This window comes from Winogradskyella sp. SYSU M77433 (genome assembly GCF_029911945.1).
Classification (GTDB): domain Bacteria; phylum Bacteroidota; class Bacteroidia; order Flavobacteriales; family Flavobacteriaceae; genus Winogradskyella.
Map to the genome: position 1 here is coordinate 249,357 of NZ_JARYTG010000003.1, position 18,935 is coordinate 268,291.

The following is an 18,935-nucleotide window of genomic DNA, read 5'->3' on the forward strand; positions in this document are numbered from 1 at the left end:
ATATTTAAGTTTTATGAACTCAAAAACTATTGCAAACGGCATTTTAAGAGCTTTAGGCGTTATTGTCGTTATAGCTTTAACTCTTATCTTTTTATATAAAATTCAGACTGTTATAGTCTATTTGGCCATCGCTGGAGTCTTATCGTTATTAGGAAGACCCGTTGTGATTTTTTTAGAACGAAAACTTAAATTTAACAACACAGTAGCTGTCATTGTTACTATGGTATTCTTTTTACTAATAATTACTGGAATAATTGGCATGTTTATTCCTTTAGTCATTGAGCAAGGACAAAATTTGTCCTTATTAGATGTAGACGACCTTCAAAGCAGTGTAGAAGATATTTATGTTAGTTGGATAGAACATTTTGGTATGAACGAACAGGACGTAGAATCTACGATTGAAGACTCTCAATTTCTTTCCAAAATGAATTTTAGCTTTGTTCCTAATTTTTTGAATTCAATTATAACCGGATTTGGCAGTTTTAGTATTGGTCTTTTTTCAGTTTTATTTATTCTCTTTTTCTTTCTAAAAGATAGCAAACTCTTTACTAATGCTATTTTAACCTTATTTCCTAAGAAAGAAGATACAAGACTAAAAAATACATTTTCAAAAATTAGAGATTTACTATCTAGATATTTTGGTGGATTATTACTTCAGATTTTGATTTTATTTACCATCTACTCTATTACGCTTTTTATATTTGGTATTGAAAATGCCATCGTAATTGCTACACTTTGTGCGCTGTTAAATATTATCCCTTATGTTGGGCCACTAATAAGCGCTGTCTTAATAATCTTACTGACTATTAGTAGTAATTTAGGTCAAGATTTCAGTAATGTTATTTTACCAAAAACCATGTATGTAATGATTGGTTTTATTATCGCCCAGCTAATCGATAATTTCTTCAGTCAACCATTTATATTTTCAACGAGTGTAAAATCACATCCATTAGAAATTTTCTTAATTATTATTATTTTCGGTTTACTTTTTGGAATGACCGGATTAATAATTGCAATCCCACTTTATACCTCAATTAAAGTGATTGCTAAAGAATTTTTCAGTGAATATAGAGTGGTAAAACGACTTACTAAAGACTTATAAATTTAGTTTGGATAAAACCATCTTAAATACTAAAATTCAAGAGTTTATAAATTCAAATATAAATTCAAATATTTCTGAATTATTATTGAAAGGTGTTCCTTTTAATGATGTTGACCCTAAAGCTGTTATAGAACAAATTGAAGCTAAAAAGCGCTCTCAAAAAAAGCTACCAACTTGGTTTAATACTAACAATATCTATTATCCTAACAAGCTTAATATTGAGCAAACTTCATCAGAAATTACAGCTTCTTATAAAGCAAATTTAATTTTTGGAAAATCACTTATTGATATTACAGGAGGGTTGGGAATTGACTGTTATTTCTTTTCTAAAAAAGTTGACGAGCTTACGCATTGTGAAATAAATGAAGAACTTTCCTCTATTGCAAAACACAACTATAAACAACTTGGAGTTACAAATATTTCATGTATTAAAGACAGTGGAATAGACTTTTTAGAAAACACTGACAAAGTATTTGACTGGATTTATATAGACCCTTCAAGACGAGATAATAGTAAACAAAAAGTTTTTCTATTAAGTGATTGCACACCTGATGTAGAGAAACTTCAAAATTTATTTTTTCAAAATGCTAAAAATGTGATGATAAAAACATCACCTTTATTGGATTTTTCTGCAACTATTGATGTTTTAGATTACATTAAAGAGATACACGTTGTTGCAGTAAATAATGAAGTTAAAGAGCTTTTATGGATCTTAGAGAAAGATTACACCAAAGATATTCTTGTAAAAACCATCAATTTACAAAAAGAATCAAATCAAGTATTTGACTTCAAAATTGAGGAAGAAAGTTTTGCTATAGCTGAATATTCAAAACCGCTAAATTATCTGTATGAGCCTAATTCAGCAATCTTAAAATCGGGCGCTTTCAATTCAATTAGTGACAAACTGAAGCTGAAAAAACTACATAAGCACTCACATCTTTACACCTCTGTAGATTTATTTGAGTTTCCTGGTAGATCTTTCAAAATAGAAAAATGTATAGATTTCAATAAAAAAGCAATCTTAAAAGAAGGTATTAAGAAAGCTAATATCACTACCAGAAATTTCCCTATATCAGTAAATGATATTCGAAAAAAATTCAAAATTAAAGATGGTGGTGAAAACTATATTTTTTTCACCACCGATCTTAATAACTCAAAAATTGTAATTATCTGTTCTAAAGTGACGTAGGTATATAAGACACGATTTGATTACTACTGTTCACTTCTATATCAAAAGCCATGCAGTTATCCATCTGTATTATCACTTTGTCATCACTAACCAATGTAGTCTGACTTGCAAGTTCAAAAAGAACTTCTCCCTGCGGAAAACTAGCCCATGATGTGGTAGAGCTTGGTGGAATGTTTGGTATTGATACCAAAACTACACCGTCACTATCTAATACATTCAAATCGAACGTAGCCGTACCGTTATTAACAACTCTGGTAATTGGGTCATCATCTACACAAGGAACTAATGTAGAGTTTTGAACTTCGAAATCTATTACCTCTTCATCTTCCATTGGAGAAGTGCAGGTAAGGAACATAGCTGTAAGCCCTAAAAAAGGCATTAGCCTAAGTAGGTTTTTCATTGGTTAAAAGTTTAATAACAAATAAGTTGCAACAACCTATTTATTTCAATTTGGGATGACAAACATATAAATCAAAAATTAAACTACCGATAAAAAGAAGTATTTTTTCGACGAAATGCACTTTTTTTATAGTGAAATCAATAAAAATGAGCGTCTGAAAATGCGAAATATTCATTTTCGGTAAAATTCAAGCGGGTATTTAGACCTGTAAAAAGACTAAAAGCAGGTAGAATAATTAATTCATTTGTAACAATATAAGATGGTAATTTTATCTTTTGTTTGCCCTTACCCTTAATTAGCACTCCAGGGTGCAGATGACCGGATATTTTAATAGTTTCATCTCTTTTATGAGAAGGGTCGTGCAAAAAAGTAAATGGTGTAGACTCTAATTCATTCACAAATTTAATGCTGAAATCATCCATCAAAACATCTGGTAATCTATCATGGTTTCCTTTTACCAAAATGATTTCAAGATTTTGATGTTTTAGCAACCATCTTTTAAATGATTTTAAGTCAACATTAGCTTCAGCATGAAATAAATCACCCACAACAATCATTTTCTCTGGCTTAAATTTCATCAGAAGCGCATCCAATCTTTCTAAATCTTTTTTTAAGATATCATCTGGAATTGGAATACCATGTTTTCTAAAGTGAGCTGTTTTACCAATATGAAGATCAGATAGTATAAGTACATTTTCACGTTTCCAAAAGATGGCTCGCTGTGTTGTTAACGTTAGCGTCTCATTCCTGACTAAAATATCCTTACAAACAATCATTTAATCTATTTTCAACGCTTGGGCTTTAATACGCTCTATACGTTTTTCTAAACTTTCATTACTCATCGTTCCTCTCAAACTATCGACTTTTAAAGGAAAGCTCAAAGGTGTAAAAGATTTAGCAAATTCTATAATTATTTTACTTTTTGATATGCGCTCAAAAGCCGCTTGCAGTCTAACCTCTTCCAATTGTTGATTGAATACTTCTGTATAGGCTTGTTTTAAAAGTAAATTATCTGGCTCGTAATCTTCTAAAACTCTAAAAATCAAACCCGAAGAAGACTGTAAACTCTTATTTTTTTTTCGTGTTCCAGGTTGCGATTGTACCACAAGTCCTGCAATTACAGCAATATCTCTAAACTTTCGTGATGCCATTTCTGAAGCATTGATACTTGCTATAACATCATCCATAAGATTTTCTTTGCTTAAAAGCATCTCTATATTTTCTTTTGAAACAGGAATAGGCTGATCGCTCAGCAATTCAAAACCATAATCATTCATAGCAATAGTGAAAGTCATTGGTTTTATTTTGCTAATTCTATAAGCCATTAAAGCCGAAAAGACCTCATGAACCAACCGACCTTCAAATGGATACATAAACAAATGATATCCATCCTTAGTTTCTATCATTTCTACTAAAAATTCATCATTTTTAGGTATGTGCGAATGATTTTCCTGTCTAGCGACTAAGGGATTGAGAAATCGTAATTCTTTCTCTAATCTTCCAGGTTGAAGTGCATCTGATAACTTTAATCTCAAGTAATGACTCAAATTAGATGTTAACGGTAAACGTCCACCAAGCCAGCTTGGAGACACAGCCTTTTTCGCTTTACTTTTTCTAACCAAAACCGTCATATCCTTAATGGTAACCAATTCAAGAATTCGGCCAGCCAAGACAAAGCTATCGCCTGGTTTTAGCTTAGAAACAAAAAACTCCTCAATCATACCAACATAACCACCAGAAAAGTATTTCACTTTAAGATTAACTTCACTCACAATGGCACCTATATTCATCCGATGGAGCATGCTAATTCGTCTACTTTTTACTTTATACCTACCGTTTTCTTCTCGAATAACTTTATGAAACTCTTCGTAAGACGATAAGGTTTTACCTCCTTTAGTTATAAAATGAAGGCACCAAAGCCATTCCTCTTCTGTCAAATATTGAAACGCATGTGTCTCTTTAATTCTCTGAAATAGTAAGTCTTTATCAAATCCCTCACCAACGGCAAGCGTTACCATAAATTGAACCAAAACATCAAAAGTTAAGACCATGGGATCTCTAGTTTCCACTTGTTGCTCTTTTATAGCTGTTTTTAATGCAGAAACTTCAACCAGTTCTAAAGAATGTGTTGGTACAAAGTATATTTTTGAGCGTTCGTAAGGCGAATGACCACTACGACCTGCGCGCTGTATAAATCTAGCGATACCTTTTGCAGAACCAATTTGAATAACACAATCAACGGGTTTAAAATCTACACCAAGATCTAGTGAAGATGTACAAACAACTGCCTTTAGATATCCTGAAGAAATACTATCTTCAATCCAGTTTCGTAATTTTTTATCAATCGATCCATGATGTATAGCCAATAAACCCGCTAAATCTGGTTGAGCATTTAATAATAATTGGTACCATAATTCGGCTTGTCCTCTAGTATTGGTAAAAATTAATGTTGTGGTATTAGTCTCTATAATTGGTAGAATTTTATTTACCATTTTGGCTCCTAAATGTCCAGCCCAAGGCAAAACTTCTATTTCATCCGGTAATACCGAAATAACATCTAATTTCTTTTTTTGCTTAGCTACAATTTGTGTTGTTTTAAGATTAGAATAAGGTAACAGAACGTTTTTAGCTTCCTCTAAATTCCCTATGGTTGCTGTAATTCCCCAAATCTTGAGTTTTGGTGAATATTGTCTTAATTGAGAAATCGCTAACTCGGTTAAACCCCCTCGCTTGTTTCCTAGCAATTCATGCCATTCATCAATAGCGACACACTTTACATTTTTGAACCATCTTGAATTTTTTTTCTGAGAAAAAAGCAAATGCATGGTTTCTGGAGTGGTAAGTAATACGTCTGGCATTAAACGTTCTTGTTGTCGCCTAATTTTAGTTGGAGTATCTCCATTTCTAACTTCAACAGACCAATCTAAACCAATATCCTCAACAGCCTTTGTCATGGCTTTTGCTAAATCTTTAGCTAAAGACCTCAATGGACTTATCCATAATAATTTTAAGCCTTTTTCATATTTTTCAGGGTGATTTAGGTAATCTATTACAACAGCTAAAAAAACGGAAAACGTTTTACCAAAACCAGTAGGCGCTACAACCATACCACTATAACCATTAGCATAGCGCTCCCAAGTTTTTAACTGGAAAGGAAATGGTGTTTGGCTTTGTTCTACCATCCACTTGTTTATAATTTGCAGACCTGTACTTTCCTTAAAATTACTCAAGATGCCGTGATTAATTGTTTTACTGTTTCTATAGTATCTATCTCTTCTACAGGCTTGTCTTTTCTCCATCTAGAAATTCTTGGAAAACGTAAAGCGACACCAGATTTATGTCGATTGCTTAAAGCGATACCTTCAAAAGCAATTTCAAAAACCAGTTCTGGTTTTACAGTTCTTACTGGTCCAAATTTTTCAATTGCATTTTTATTAACCCAACGAGAAATTTCGGTAATTTCTTTATCTGTCAATCCTGAATAGGCTTTTGCCACAGTAACTAAACCATCATCGTTTTTAACCGCAAAAGTATAATCTGTATATTTTGAACTGCGTCTACCACTACCCTTTTGGGCATAAATCATAACAGCATCAATAGTTAGTGGATCTACCTTCCATTTCCACCAATCTCCCTTTTTTCTTCCTGTATGATATGGAGATGCTTTTTGTTTTAGCATTAATCCTTCACTGTTGATTTGTCTAGAATTGTTTCTGATATCATGTAAATCTTCCCATTTATAAAATTTCACCAAAAACGATAATTTCACTGAATTCGGAAGTGCAACTAACTGAAATATTTGTTCTAAAATATGACGTCTTTTTACGAAAGCTTCACTTCGAATATCTTCTTCATTGTATTCAAGTATATCATAAGCATAAAAACCAATAGGCACTTCTTCTAAAAGTTTCTTAGTGACGTTTTTTCGATTCAAACGCTTTTGTAAATCATTAAATAATAAAACATCGTTATCCTTTGTAGCCAAAATTTCTCCATCGATTACAAAGTCGTCTTTAAAATTTGAAAAAGCCTCAACCAATTCAGGAAATTGTTTAGTGACCAACTCTTCACCTCGAGACCAAATAAAAATTTCGTTATTTCTATTCACAATTTGCCCTCGAATACCATCCCATTTTTGTTCAACAATCCAATCCTCTGGATTTCCTAATTCATTTGGCTCTTTTTCTAAAGCATAAGCAAGACAGAAAGGGTAAGGTTTAGAATTATCATAATTTATATGTGAACCATGAATTAACTCTTCAAATGAAATATCCTCCACCTGCCATTGGCCAATAATACTATGCATCAACCGGTTGGGTTCTATATTAGTGAGCTTCGCCAAAGCATTAACCAATGTTTTTTTTGAAACTCCAATTCTAAAACTTCCTCCGATTAACTTATTAAAAATCAATCGTTCTTGTTGATTCAAACCAGACCAAGCCTCTAAAACAAAAGCTTTCTTTTCTTCTTCAGATTTAGGTTTTAAAGCTTTGAGCTCTTTCATCCATTCGTATAATGATAAGTTTAACTTATGAGTAGGTTCTGGTAAAAGCAAAGCAATAGTCTCTCCCAAATCACCAACAGTACTATAACTCTCAAGAAATAACCATTCTGGCAATTCCGTTATTTCCATGCACCACTGTTTCATTAAGGATGTTTTTACTGGTCTTGAAGGACGTTTTCCTGAGAACAACGCAATGACCCAAAGCTTATCTTTATCTGGTGCAACCTTAAAATACTCCACCAATGCATCAATTTTTGCATTGGTCTTGTTTGTGATTTCAATTGAACTTATGAGATTAGAAAACTGTTTCATTCTGGATTAGAGTTTTCAGATTCTAAAACAGCATCATTTAGCGCTTCATCTCCATATTCAGTCTTTAGTTCATTGGCTTTAATTCCTATTTCGTTTAAATATTTTGAAAAAACAGCCTGAGAACCATGTGTGACATAAACCTGTTCTGCCTCGGTAGCTTTAACAGCAGAAATCAGTCCGTTCCAGTCTGCATGATCACTAATAGCGAAACCTGCATCTACAGACTGCCAGCGCTTATTACCTCGTATTTGCATCCAACCAGAACAGCTTGCTGTAGCTGCACTAGGTACACGTTTTAACATACGAGAACCCAACAAAGCCGGAGGAGCAATGATTATCTTATTTTGCAAAACTTTTTTGTCTAAATCAGCTGACCATAATTTAGTTTCAGGCAAATCTATTCCTGAACTTTTTATAGCTTCATTAAGATTATGTATAGACCTATGAACAAATATCTCATCCACTCCATCAACAAGCGATAATAAACGCTGAGCCTTACCTAAAGAATATCCAAACAAGACTGAAGTTCTATTATTGGCTTGATTATTCAATATCCAGCTGTGTAATTCTTCTCGTAGCTGTGTTTCTGATTTCCAATTATAAATAGGCAATCCAAAAGTGCTTTCCGTTATAAAAGTATTGCATTTTATTGGCTGAAATGGTATGGTAATAAAATCTGGCTGTGTTTTATAATCACCAGAAAACACCACGACATAACCTTGATACTCTAATCGGATTTGAGCAGAACCGATAACATGTCCTGCAGAATGAAAACTTACTTTAACACCATTGATAGTTATAGACTCGTTGTATGGCAGACTTTCTACTTTTATATCACCGCCTAAACGATGTTTCAAAATGGCTTTAGATTCATACGTACATAAATAGTTCTTCATTCCCCAACGTGCATGATCTGCATGTCCATGAGAAATTATAGCGTAGTTGACCGGTTGCCAAGGGTCTAAATAAAATTTTCCTTTTGGACAATAGATACCTTTCTGTGTGAATTTTACTAAATTCATAATAACAATTAGAAGCTACAAGCTATAAAAAATGGCTAATAGTAATTAGTAAATTAGAGTTAAAGTTTAATTCATTTACAGAAAGCCTTTTTGAGCGATGAGCATATCATCACCCCAAAGTTTTACAAGGAATGATATGTCTATTGGAAAGAAGGATGAAGAGCCATCAGGATTATATTTTACTGGACATTCAATCCTAGCATTATCAATAATTCTACATTTGTTCTGGTTATTATCCGAAATGATAATATCCTCAGAGTCCAACTTTTGATATACTTTTTGAAGATCTATAATAGCAAATTTCAGAAAGTCTGAAGCCGATTTCACTTCAGATTTAGAAGCGTCAATTATTCCATAAGTGAAATAATGGGCTTTCATTTTGTAATATTCCGATTCTTGACGGTCTTCAATTTTGTTTTCATCGCGTCGGTATCGAATTGTAAAATCTGAAAACTCTTGGTACTTACTTTCTCTAAAACGTTCTTGAACTGTTTTGATTTGATTATCCTTTCTAAAAATATAATCGATACCGTCTGTCATATCAATATATTTAGCATAATCTCTTCTAAGTTGAACTTTTTGCCAATCTATAGGTTTATAAATAAGTGGCAGTGCTAATTTTTGGTGCACATAATCTGTAAAAGCTCTATCGTTTTTATACTTAGACATCTAGCTCTTAAAGTAAAGCTATTTAAGTTATAAAAACAAAAAAGCCTTACTAGAATTAGTAAGGCTTTTTGTGATCGAACGTAAAGATTTTATTACTCTTGTTTTTCAAATAGCAAAATTTATTTTAAAAAGGCATATTTTAAAGAATTTAATGATAACCATAAGTAGTGTGTTTTGGCAAATTCCAAATCATTTAATTTTTGATTATCATCGAAAAAATCTTTGGTAGCTTTTTCTAAAACTTCAATATCACTTTTATTATCAGGCAAGCAATAATAACCTATATAATTTGTATCTGTTCTTCCCAATTTAACAAGTAAGGCAACCGTCCTTTCTTCTTCTAATAGGATAAATTTATATATTGTAATTGATCTTTCAGCTCCATTTAATTTTTGAGTTATCGTTGGACAAGCTAATGAAATACGATAACCATTCTTAATATCTCTTCCTGTTTCTAAATCTAATTTATATCCTTTAGTAAGATAATTATATTCCGTCATTGTAGTTTGCCCTACACAAATTTGGAAAAAAAATGAAATTGACATAAAGAAGAGTAATTTCCTCATAGTGAATAAGTTTTGGTTAATATATTGTAAACTTACATTATCAAGAATTAACAAACAAAAAACATTGATAAATAATGATTTAAATATTGAGAGTGTAATCAAAAAAAAAGCCTTACTGTAATTAGTAAGGCTTTTTGTGATCGCGACAGGATTCGAACCTGTGACCGTCTGCTTAGAAGGCAGATGCTCTATCCAGCTGAGCTACGCGACCATTCAATCACAAAAGTGATGAAAACTCATAAAAGTCGGGGTGGCAGGATTCGAACCTGCGACCTCCGCGTCCCAAACGCGGCGCGATAACCGGGCTACGCTACACCCCGAAATTGGTTATCTGTTGCGGAGAGACCGGGACTCGAACCCGGGCAGCACTTACGCGCTGACAGATTAGCAATCTGCTCCATTACCACTCTGGCACCTCTCCTTGCAATATTTAAAGAACTTATCCTGAAATTGCGGATGCAAATGTAAACTTTCATATTAAAGTTCGCAACAATTTTTCTGAGTTTTTTTGGATTAAATATTATGACTTGTCAATATATATTTAATCTTGCTATTCAGGGTACTCAATTCTAAGGTGATAGATGTTTGCTAACTTATGTTTTAATACTTTTTTTATGGATTGAATTTCCTTAAAAGTAATATTAGCATTCAAAAATTGTCCACTTTCCATCTGCTTATCAATTATGTTTTCTACAAATTCATTGAGTTTTGTGGTTGTTGGCTCCTTCAAGCTTTTCGATGCAGCCTCTAAACTATCGCACATCATTAAAATTGCTGTCTCTTTACTAAATGGTTTTGGTCCAGGATATTTAAAATCTTCAACATTTACATTCTCATTCACAGATTTTTCTTTCATATAGAAATAATAAACCAAACTTGTGCCGTGATGTGTTCTTATAAAGTCAATTACTCTATCTGGTAAGTTATTTTTTTTAGCTATTTCTATACCCTTTATAGTATGACCAATAATAATCTTAGCACTTTCTAAATTCGATAATTCATTATGTGGATTGATTCCGGTACTTTGATTTTCGGTGAAGTACGTTGGATTTTTCATTTTACCAATATCATGATACAAAGCTCCTACCCTTACAAGCATTGCATTAGCTCCAATTTCATTTGCAGAAGCTTCTGCTAAATTAGCTACATTTAATGAATGGTGAAATGTTCCTGGTGCTCTGTTTGAAAGTTCCTTTAGTAATTTGGTATTTGTATCAGAAAGTTCTAAAAGAGATACATCAGATACTAATCCAAAAATCTTTTCATACATATATATTAGCGGCTGAACAAAAAGCGTTGCTAAACCACAAAGTACAAACAAGCCAAATGTTTCCCATTTCATACCTGTTAGTTGTCCTTCGTGAATAACAAAGAATGCAAAATAAGCTATAATATAAATAAAAGTAATTTGTCCTACAGAAATAAAGAGATTTGCTCTTTTGTACAGCTCTGATACGGTGAGTATAGTTACGATTCCAGCAATAATCTGTAAGAACATATATTCGTAACTATTCGGTACTATAAAACCTAAAAGCAACACTGTAAGTACGTGAGAAAACAGACCAAGTCTCGCATCAAAAAAGGCCTTTAAAACCAAAGGTAATATACATAGTGGTACAACATAGATATATTGCGAATTGTAATTGATAACCACAGTTGTTAAGGTTATCATTAACGCAATATTGAAGAATATGAATGTTACTTTGGTATTGTTTTGAAATACTTCAATCCTGTATTTCCTTAGGAATAACAGAAGCATAAGAAGTGTTAAAGCCACCAGTAAGGTGTAAGCGACCAAAACCCAATTATAATTAGCGGTATTCCATGTTTGTGATTCGTATTCGGACTTTAAAGAATCAAGAATATCGAATTGGTCATCTTCTACAACTTGTCCTTTTGAAACAATGAGCTGATCTTTCTCTATACTTCCTCTAGTCAGGGAAATTTTTGATAATTCTTCATCTAAAACCTGTTTGGTAAGATTCTCGTTGAGTGTAACATTAGGCTTAACGACATCAAAAAAAACAGATATCATTTTTTTCTTTCTGTCATCTGAAATATTTTTACTAAACTCTTGATCTATAAGCTTTCTTAAGCTATTTAATTCATAAAGATCACCATATAGCAACTCTTTTTGCACTGTATTAGAAGACGCTAGAATTACCTGTTTTTTATCCGGATAACTATATTCAAAATCTAAAACTCCATTGTTGTAAAGCTTATTAATGAACTCTTTTCCCTTAACATATAATTCAGCATCTTGAATTTTCAAATAACTAGAGTCTTTAAATGTCTGATTAAAATACTGAACATAATCAGATACCACTTCCTTTTTTACTTCAAGATCTGCATCGAAATAAACAGGACTATTTCTTTCTACTTCAACCTTTTCTTTATCAATTTCTTGCTGTGATTTTTTAATAGCAAAATTGAATGGTGCATATAAATTTTCAGATTGCCATGGCTTTCCTTTTTCAAAAGAATACCTAAATTTTCCTGTTTTTGGAAAAAGGTAAACAATAAAAAACGTGGTAACTACAAACAACAAAACCTTGTATATTAAGGCATGATTTTTATACCATTTATTTAGAAGTGTATTCATATACAATCAAATGTAATAAATAATAAAATTTTAGAACGCTATAATATGTAATACATTCCGAATTCTCTTAAAAAATGATTAATTTCGCAGCTACTAATATAAACACAAACATAATGAACAAGGAGGTTGTAATAGTTTCTGCCGTTAGAACACCAATAGGAAGTTTTTTGGGAAGTTTATCTAGCGTGCCTGCACCAAAATTAGGAGCAGTAGCAATAAAAGCTGCACTAGAAAAAATAAACTTAAAACCAGAAATGGTAGAAGAAGTTTTAATGGGTAACGTTGTCCAAGCTGGAACAGGTCAAGCACCAGCAAGACAAGCTGCTATTTATGCTGGCATACCTAATACAGTACCTTGTACAACTATTAATAAAGTTTGTTCTTCTGGAATGAAAGCTGTTATGCAAGCTGCCCAAGCCATACAACTAGGTGATGCTGAAGTGATTGTTGCTGGCGGAATGGAAAACATGAGTTTAATACCTCATTATTACCATGCACGTAGTGCTACAAAATTCGGTCCCGCTACTCTTGAGGATGGTATGCAGAAAGACGGTTTAGTAGATGCATACGACAATAACGCTATGGGTGTTTGTGCTGATGCTTGTGCTGTTGAATATAATTTCTCTAGAGAAGATCAAGATGCTTTTGCTGTTCAATCTTATGAGAGATCTAAAGCTGCTTGGGATAATGGAAAATTTAAAGATGAAGTTATTTCTGTTGAAGTTCCTCAAAGACGTGGAGAGCCTATTATATTTAACAAAGACGAAGAGTACACTAATGTAAAAATGGATAAAATTCCTGCTTTACGTCCTGCATTTACAAAAGATGGTACCGTAACAGCAGCTAATGCTTCTACAATAAATGATGGTGCTGCTGCACTAGTGTTAATGAGTAAAGAAAAAGCTGAAAGTCTTGGACTTAAACCTTTAGCGACTATTAAAAGTTATGCTGATGCTGCTCATGAACCAGAATGGTTTACAACAGCTCCTGCAAAAGCATTACCAAAAGCTTTAGCTAAAGCTAATGTAGATATTAAAGATGTTGACTATTTTGAATTCAACGAAGCTTTTTCAGTTGTTGGATTAGCAAATATGAAAATATTAGGATTAGAAGATAGCAATGTTAATGTCAATGGTGGTGCTGTTTCTTTGGGTCATCCACTTGGATGCTCAGGAGCAAGAATTCTTGTTACTCTAATTAATGTTTTACAACAAAATGATGCCAAATATGGTGCTGCAGCTATCTGTAATGGTGGTGGTGGTGCTTCAGCAATGGTATTAGAACGCGCTTAAATTTCTTTTATGCAATACGGCATCTGCAATCTCGGGATTGTACCTATTCGATTAGAGCCTAGCGATACTAGTGAAATGGTAACGCAAGCCCTATATGGTGATGCTTTTAAAGTATTGGAGCAAAGAAAAAAATGGAGTCGTATACGATTTACTTTTGATAAGTATGAGGGTTGGATTGATAACAAACAATATCTAGAAATCCAAGAATCCGACTATGATGAATTATTAAATTCAGAATTAAAGCTTTCAAAAGACTTAATAGAGTTTGTTTCAAATCCTAGTAATAATCAATTATACCCAATTCCTATTGGTTCAAACTTACGAGGATTAGCCTTATTGGGTCATGAATTTGATGGTACAGCAATTACAGGTAAAAAAGATAAATCTGAAATTATTAAAACCTCATTTTTATTTTTAAACTCCCCATATCTGTGGGGAGGAAAAACACCTTTCGGTATTGATTGCTCTGGTTTTACTCAAATGGTTTACAAGCTTAATGGTCATAAACTCTTAAGAGATGCTTCTCAACAAGCAACTCAAGGTGAAGCTTTGAGTTTTATAGAAGAAAGCGAACCTGGGGATTTAGCCTTTTTTGATAATGCCGAAGGTAATATTATTCATGTTGGTATTATTATGGAAGATAATTACATCATTCATGCACATGGTAAAGTTCGTATTGACCGATTAGATCATAGTGGTATTTATAACGTAGACAAAAATACCCATACTCATAAGTTGCGGGTCATTAAGAAAATTATATAATAAAAAAGCGACTTAGTTTTAAGTCGCTTTTTTATTATATAATTGAAATTTCTAATTAGTTACCAGCAGCCGAAGCTTCCATTTCTGCAACTTTAGTTTTCATTTCTTTAAATTTTTCAGTTTCTCCTAATGCACTATATATGTTCATTAATGTTCTAGCTGCATTAATATTGGTTTTTTTCAATTCTAAAGCTTTTTTTAAGTAAGGAATGGCCTCATGATAAAGTTCAGAACGTTTTTCTTTTAATTCATCATATCTTTTGTTATCAGCAGAACTAGTACCAAGATTATTCATCTCTTCAACTATAGCTGCTTCACCTTGTAATATAGCTACAGCTAAATTATTATATGCATCAATATAATTAGGGTCAATTTCTAAAGCTTTATTATAATATTTTTTTGAAGCCTCTAAATTTCCACCTTCGGCTGCTAAAACACCCAAATTATATTGTAACTCTGCATTATTAGGATCTTTTTTTGTTGCCTCTTCCATTAAAGCTTTGAACTTTTCTTTATTGCCCATTTTAAGATATACATTCGCTTCAGACAATAAAAGACCTAAATCATCAGGATTTTCAGCTCTAGCATCAGCCATTGCCCCTAGTGCTTTTTCATTTTCTCCTTTCTGAACGTAAATCAGAGCTATATTCTTAACTATTTCCGCTGTCTTAGATTCACTTTTAGCATCTCTTGGTGTACTATAGCTACTACCTTTAGCTGCTATATCTCTCATTGATTTACTACTAAATAATTCCTCCTCGCCAGTTGATGTATTTGTTGCATAATAATCTGTTCTTTCCCCTTTAAAGCCTAAGTTTTTAAGCTGAATATAATAATCTAAAGCTCTATCATAGTCTTGATCGGTAACAGCTGAAGATGCAGCATAATACAAATAAAGCGTATCTTTAGGAGACATCTTATACACTTTTTCGAATTTAGTTGCAGCAGATTTATAATTCTTATTTTCAAAATCTTTATTAGCTTTTGTTAGAAAAGAATTAACCATATTGTTTTTCATTTCATTAGCTTCATCAGTATACTTTAACTTACCCATTGAAGATTCTAAATCCTTAAGCTTATCTAAGCTTGTTATTGCTTTATCAATGTCAGCATCAGATCCTGCACCGTTAGCATATAATGCTTGTGCTTTTAGGAAATAGAATTTTGCTTTTGACTTATCGTCCATATTGCCTTCCAAAGCTTCTGCTGCAGCAACTGCAGACTTAGCGTCAGCGAAATTCGATTTCTTAAGCGCTTTTTCTATATCCTTAATTTCATTTTTCTGTGCAAAGGACATTGATGTTACTGCTAATAATAGCATTAATGTCATTAATTTTTTCATCTCGTATTAAATAATTTTATTGTTAATTTTAGTTTTCAGTTTCATTATTATCAATAGCCGTGCCATCCTCATTAAGTTCACCCTTTTCAAGCTCTTCAGACTCTTCGTCATCCTTCATAACCTTAGCAACCGCAGCGATAGAATCGTTACCTTTTAGATTAATTAATCTAACTCCTTGAGTAGCTCTTCCCATAACTCTAAGATCTGCCACCTCCATACGAATAGCGATTCCTGATTTGTTAATAATCATTAAATCATCATCATCCGTAACGTTCTTTATAGATACTAAGTTACCTGTCTTTTCTGTAATAGATATGGTCTTTACACCTTTTCCACCTCTGTTTGTGATTCTGTAATCATCCAAACTAGAGCGTTTACCATATCCATTTTCAGAAACCACTAAGATATTGCTTTCAAAGTCATCAACAGCAACCATTCCTATTACCTCATCGTTATCATTTGCTAAAGTTATACCTCTAACACCTGAAGCGTTTCTTCCCATTGGTCTGGTTTTAGCTTCTTCGAAACGAATTGCTTTACCTGACCTAAGTGCTAACATTACCTGACTTTCGCCAGTTGTTAATTTTGCTTCTAACAATTCATCATCTTCACGAATAGTAATTGCGTTAATACCATTAGTACGAGGTCTAGAATATTGTTCTAATGATGTTTTCTTAACCTGACCTTTTTTCGTTGCCATTATGACATAATGACTGTTGATGTAATCTTCATCCTTAAGATCTTGTGTACAGATAAATGCCATTACCTTATCATCTTGTTCTATATTAATAAGGTTTTGAATAGCTCTACCTTTTGAAGTCTTAGAACCTTCCGGAATTTCATAAACTCGCATCCAGAAACATTTTCCTTTTTGAGTAAAGAACAACATATACTGGTGGTTTGTACCAACAAATAGATGCTCTAAGAAATCTTCATTACGAGTTGTTGAAGCTTTTTGCCCAACACCTCCTCTATTTTGAGTTTTGTATTCTGTTAAAGAGGTACGTTTAATATAACCAGCGTGAGAAATAGTAATCACTACTTTTTCATCTGGAATCATATCTTCAATGCTTAAATCTCCACCAGCATATTCAATTACAGAACGACGCTCATCACCATATTTATCACGGATAACCTCAAGCTCTTCCTTAATGATATCCATACGACGTTCTTTTTTGTCTAAAATATCTTTAAGGTCTTCAATGGTTTTCATTAACTCTTCATACTCTGCTCTTAACTTGTCTTGTTCTAGACCTGTTAACTGACGTAATCGCATTTCTACGATAGCCTTAGCTTGTATTTCAGTAAGTTTAAAGCGTTCTATTAATTTTTCTCTAGCTTCTTCTGCATTTGCAGATGCTCTGATTAAAGCAATTACTTCATCAATATTATCAGAAGCGATGATTAATCCTTCTAATATATGAGCTCTTTCTTCTGCCTTGCGTAATTCGTATTTTGTACGTCTTACAACCACTTCGTGTCTGTGTTCTACGAAATAGTGAATTAAATCCTTAAGATTTAAAAGTTGTGGACGACCATTTACTAATGCAATGTTATTTACACTAAAAGAAGACTGTAAAGCCGTATACTTATATAATTTATTAAGTACGATGTTAGGAATGGCATCACGCTTTAAAACGTACACAATACGCATCCCTTTTCTATCAGACTCATCTCTAATGGTAGATATACCTTCAAGCTTTTTATCATTAACCAAGTCAGCAGTCTTTTTAATCATATCTGCTTTATTAACTTGGTAAGGAATTTCATTTACAATAATACACTCACGTCCGTTTACTTCTTCAATATTGGCTTTACCACGCATTACAATTCTACCACGACCAGTATGAAATGCTTCTTTAACACCATCGTAGCCATAGATTGTTCCTCCTGTTGGAAAATCTGGCGCTTTAATGTGCTGCATTAACTCATCAACTTCAATATCATTGTTGTCGATATAAGCAATGGTTCCATTAACAACTTCAGTAAGGTTGTGAGGTGGCATATTGGTTGCCATACCAACGGCTATACCAGAAGCACCATTAACTAATAAACCTGGAATACGTGTAGGTAAAACTGTTGGTTCTTCTAAGGTATCATCAAAATTAAGTTTATGGTCTACAGTTTCTTTATCAATATCTGCTAACATTTCTTCAGAAATCTTCTGCATTCTAGCCTCTGTATAACGCATTGCAGCAGGACTATCTCCATCTACAGAACCAAAGTTACCCTGACCATCTACTAACATATATCGTAAACTCCATTCCTGAGCCATACGTACCATAGTATCATAAACCGAAGTATCTCCGTGAGGGTGGTACTTACCCAAAACCTCACCTACGATTCTTGCTGATTTCTTGTGTGCTGAATTTGCTCTAACACCTAGTTCGTGCATACCGTAAAGTACACGTCTGTGAACAGGTTTTAGGCCATCTCTTACATCTGGTAACGCACGTGACACAATGACCGACATTGAATAATCAATGTAGGCTGATTTCATTTCATCTTCAATGTTAATCGGAATGAGTTTTTCTCCTTCTGCCATATATAAAATTTATTAGATTTTTTTGTATATATACAAGACTAAATACTTGTATACTGTATTGTTATTAATATTTTTTATTCTTTAAAATCATAGATATCAACCCCATCATATCGAATAGTTTTAATAGAAATATCATCAGGAATTAAAGGTGAAAAAGTAATTAGAATAAACTTTTTTTTATTCTTTTTTAGCTTGAAGTCAAATTTATCACAATAAATTTTGTTCAGGTTATTAGCCTGACATAAATTTGGGGTGTAAACAGTTGATTTCTCATCTACTAGCTGAAACTTTGCTAAATCTAAACTCTGTGTAATTTTAGTGATATTTTTCATCCTAATCATCATCTCCAAAAATTTATAACCTTTTTCTGCCTTTTCCACATTAGTCCCTGTAGGTGTTGTACTTATTTCAACTCTTTTGCTGAATAATATACCTGTAGAAAAAGCTTCTATAGATTCAGTTATTTTAAATTTATCTTCTATTCCAATGTTTTTTTGCGAAAACGATAATAGAGGCACAATTAGTAATATTAAAAATGTTTTCTTCATTAATTCTTTATTAATTTTTTTTAAAATTAAACTGACAGAAATAGTTAATTGATTCAAGTTATTGAATAAATTTTATTACT

At 32.8% G+C, this 18,935-nt stretch carries 15 protein-coding genes and 3 tRNA genes; 4 read left to right on the top strand and 14 right to left on the bottom strand.

Features of this window, described 5'->3' with window-relative positions; all coding sequences use genetic code 11:
* Positions 1 to 13: 13 nt before the first annotated feature.
* Positions 14 to 1,102 carry an AI-2E family transporter gene (locus tag QGM60_RS07195; RefSeq protein WP_281139565.1) on the top strand — a complete coding sequence of 363 codons (1,089 nt, stop codon included), beginning with the start codon at positions 14 to 16 and terminating at the stop codon, positions 1,100 to 1,102.
* A gap of 7 nt (positions 1,103 to 1,109) precedes the next feature.
* Complete coding sequence (locus tag QGM60_RS07200) at positions 1,110 to 2,291, top strand: class I SAM-dependent methyltransferase (protein ID WP_281139566.1); 1,182 nt, start codon at positions 1,110 to 1,112, stop codon at positions 2,289 to 2,291.
* On the opposite strand, the gene QGM60_RS07205 is transcribed toward QGM60_RS07200, so the two are convergent.
* From QGM60_RS07205 to QGM60_RS07255, 11 genes are all read right to left on the bottom strand, one after another.
* Entirely contained in the window at positions 2,278 to 2,691 is a 414-nt protein-coding gene (locus QGM60_RS07205; RefSeq protein ID WP_281139567.1) for a hypothetical protein, read from the bottom strand. The two genes, QGM60_RS07200 and QGM60_RS07205, sit on opposite strands and share 14 nt — an antisense overlap.
* A 137-nt stretch (positions 2,692 to 2,828) precedes the next feature.
* Positions 2,829 to 3,467 (bottom strand): ligase-associated DNA damage response endonuclease PdeM, encoded by a 639-nt coding sequence (pdeM, locus tag QGM60_RS07210; protein ID WP_281139568.1) that lies wholly within the window; start codon positions 3,465 to 3,467, stop codon positions 2,829 to 2,831.
* Complete coding sequence (locus tag QGM60_RS07215; protein ID WP_348634892.1) at positions 3,468 to 5,990, bottom strand: ligase-associated DNA damage response DEXH box helicase; 2,523 nt, start codon at positions 5,988 to 5,990, stop codon at positions 3,468 to 3,470.
* On the bottom strand, positions 5,918 to 7,507 hold the full coding sequence (locus tag QGM60_RS07220; protein ID WP_281139569.1) for an ATP-dependent DNA ligase: 1,590 nt from the start codon (positions 7,505 to 7,507) through the stop codon (positions 5,918 to 5,920). Before QGM60_RS07220 ends, QGM60_RS07215 begins: the two co-directional genes overlap by 73 nt.
* A complete protein-coding gene (locus tag QGM60_RS07225; protein ID WP_281139570.1) occupies positions 7,504 to 8,529 on the bottom strand; it encodes a ligase-associated DNA damage response exonuclease in 1,026 nt (341 codons plus the stop codon). The genes QGM60_RS07220 and QGM60_RS07225 overlap by 4 nt, the downstream gene beginning before the upstream one ends.
* 75 nt (positions 8,530 to 8,604) lie before the next feature.
* On the bottom strand, positions 8,605 to 9,198 hold the full coding sequence (locus QGM60_RS07230; RefSeq protein WP_281139571.1) for a hypothetical protein: 594 nt from the start codon (positions 9,196 to 9,198) through the stop codon (positions 8,605 to 8,607).
* A 119-nt stretch (positions 9,199 to 9,317) separates the two neighbouring features.
* Complete coding sequence (locus QGM60_RS07235) at positions 9,318 to 9,764, bottom strand: hypothetical protein (protein ID WP_281139572.1); 447 nt, start codon at positions 9,762 to 9,764, stop codon at positions 9,318 to 9,320.
* A 137-nt stretch (positions 9,765 to 9,901) separates the two neighbouring features.
* A tRNA-Arg gene (locus tag QGM60_RS07240) sits at positions 9,902 to 9,975 on the bottom strand.
* A gap of 34 nt (positions 9,976 to 10,009) precedes the next feature.
* Positions 10,010 to 10,084: transfer RNA gene (locus tag QGM60_RS07245), tRNA-Pro, on the bottom strand.
* Between the two features lie 17 nt (positions 10,085 to 10,101).
* A tRNA-Ser gene (locus tag QGM60_RS07250) sits at positions 10,102 to 10,185 on the bottom strand.
* Positions 10,186 to 10,314: 129 nt separating this feature from the next.
* On the bottom strand, positions 10,315 to 12,366 hold the full coding sequence (locus QGM60_RS07255) for an HDIG domain-containing metalloprotein (protein WP_281139573.1): 2,052 nt from the start codon (positions 12,364 to 12,366) through the stop codon (positions 10,315 to 10,317).
* Between the two features lie 113 nt (positions 12,367 to 12,479).
* On the opposite strand from QGM60_RS07255, the gene QGM60_RS07260 reads away from it, so the two are divergent.
* On the top strand, positions 12,480 to 13,658 hold the full coding sequence (locus QGM60_RS07260; RefSeq protein ID WP_281139574.1) for an acetyl-CoA C-acyltransferase: 1,179 nt from the start codon (positions 12,480 to 12,482) through the stop codon (positions 13,656 to 13,658).
* Positions 13,659 to 13,667: 9 nt separating this feature from the next.
* Entirely contained in the window at positions 13,668 to 14,420 is a 753-nt protein-coding gene (locus QGM60_RS07265; protein ID WP_281139575.1) for a C40 family peptidase, read from the top strand.
* Between the two features lie 55 nt (positions 14,421 to 14,475).
* Here the strand turns inward: QGM60_RS07265 and QGM60_RS07270 are convergent, their stop codons facing one another.
* From QGM60_RS07270 to QGM60_RS07280, 3 genes are all read right to left on the bottom strand, one after another.
* The gene (locus QGM60_RS07270; protein WP_281139576.1) at positions 14,476 to 15,762 is read right to left on the bottom strand and encodes a tetratricopeptide repeat protein; all 1,287 of its coding nucleotides are present in this window, start codon (positions 15,760 to 15,762) and stop codon (positions 14,476 to 14,478) included.
* 28 nt (positions 15,763 to 15,790) lie between these two features.
* On the bottom strand, positions 15,791 to 18,307 hold the full coding sequence (gyrA, locus tag QGM60_RS07275; protein WP_281139577.1) for a DNA gyrase subunit A: 2,517 nt from the start codon (positions 18,305 to 18,307) through the stop codon (positions 15,791 to 15,793).
* 74 nt (positions 18,308 to 18,381) lie between these two features.
* Positions 18,382 to 18,912 carry a DUF4352 domain-containing protein gene (locus QGM60_RS07280; protein ID WP_281139578.1) on the bottom strand — a complete coding sequence of 177 codons (531 nt, stop codon included), beginning with the start codon at positions 18,910 to 18,912 and terminating at the stop codon, positions 18,382 to 18,384.
* Between the last annotated feature and the right edge of the window lie 23 nt (positions 18,913 to 18,935).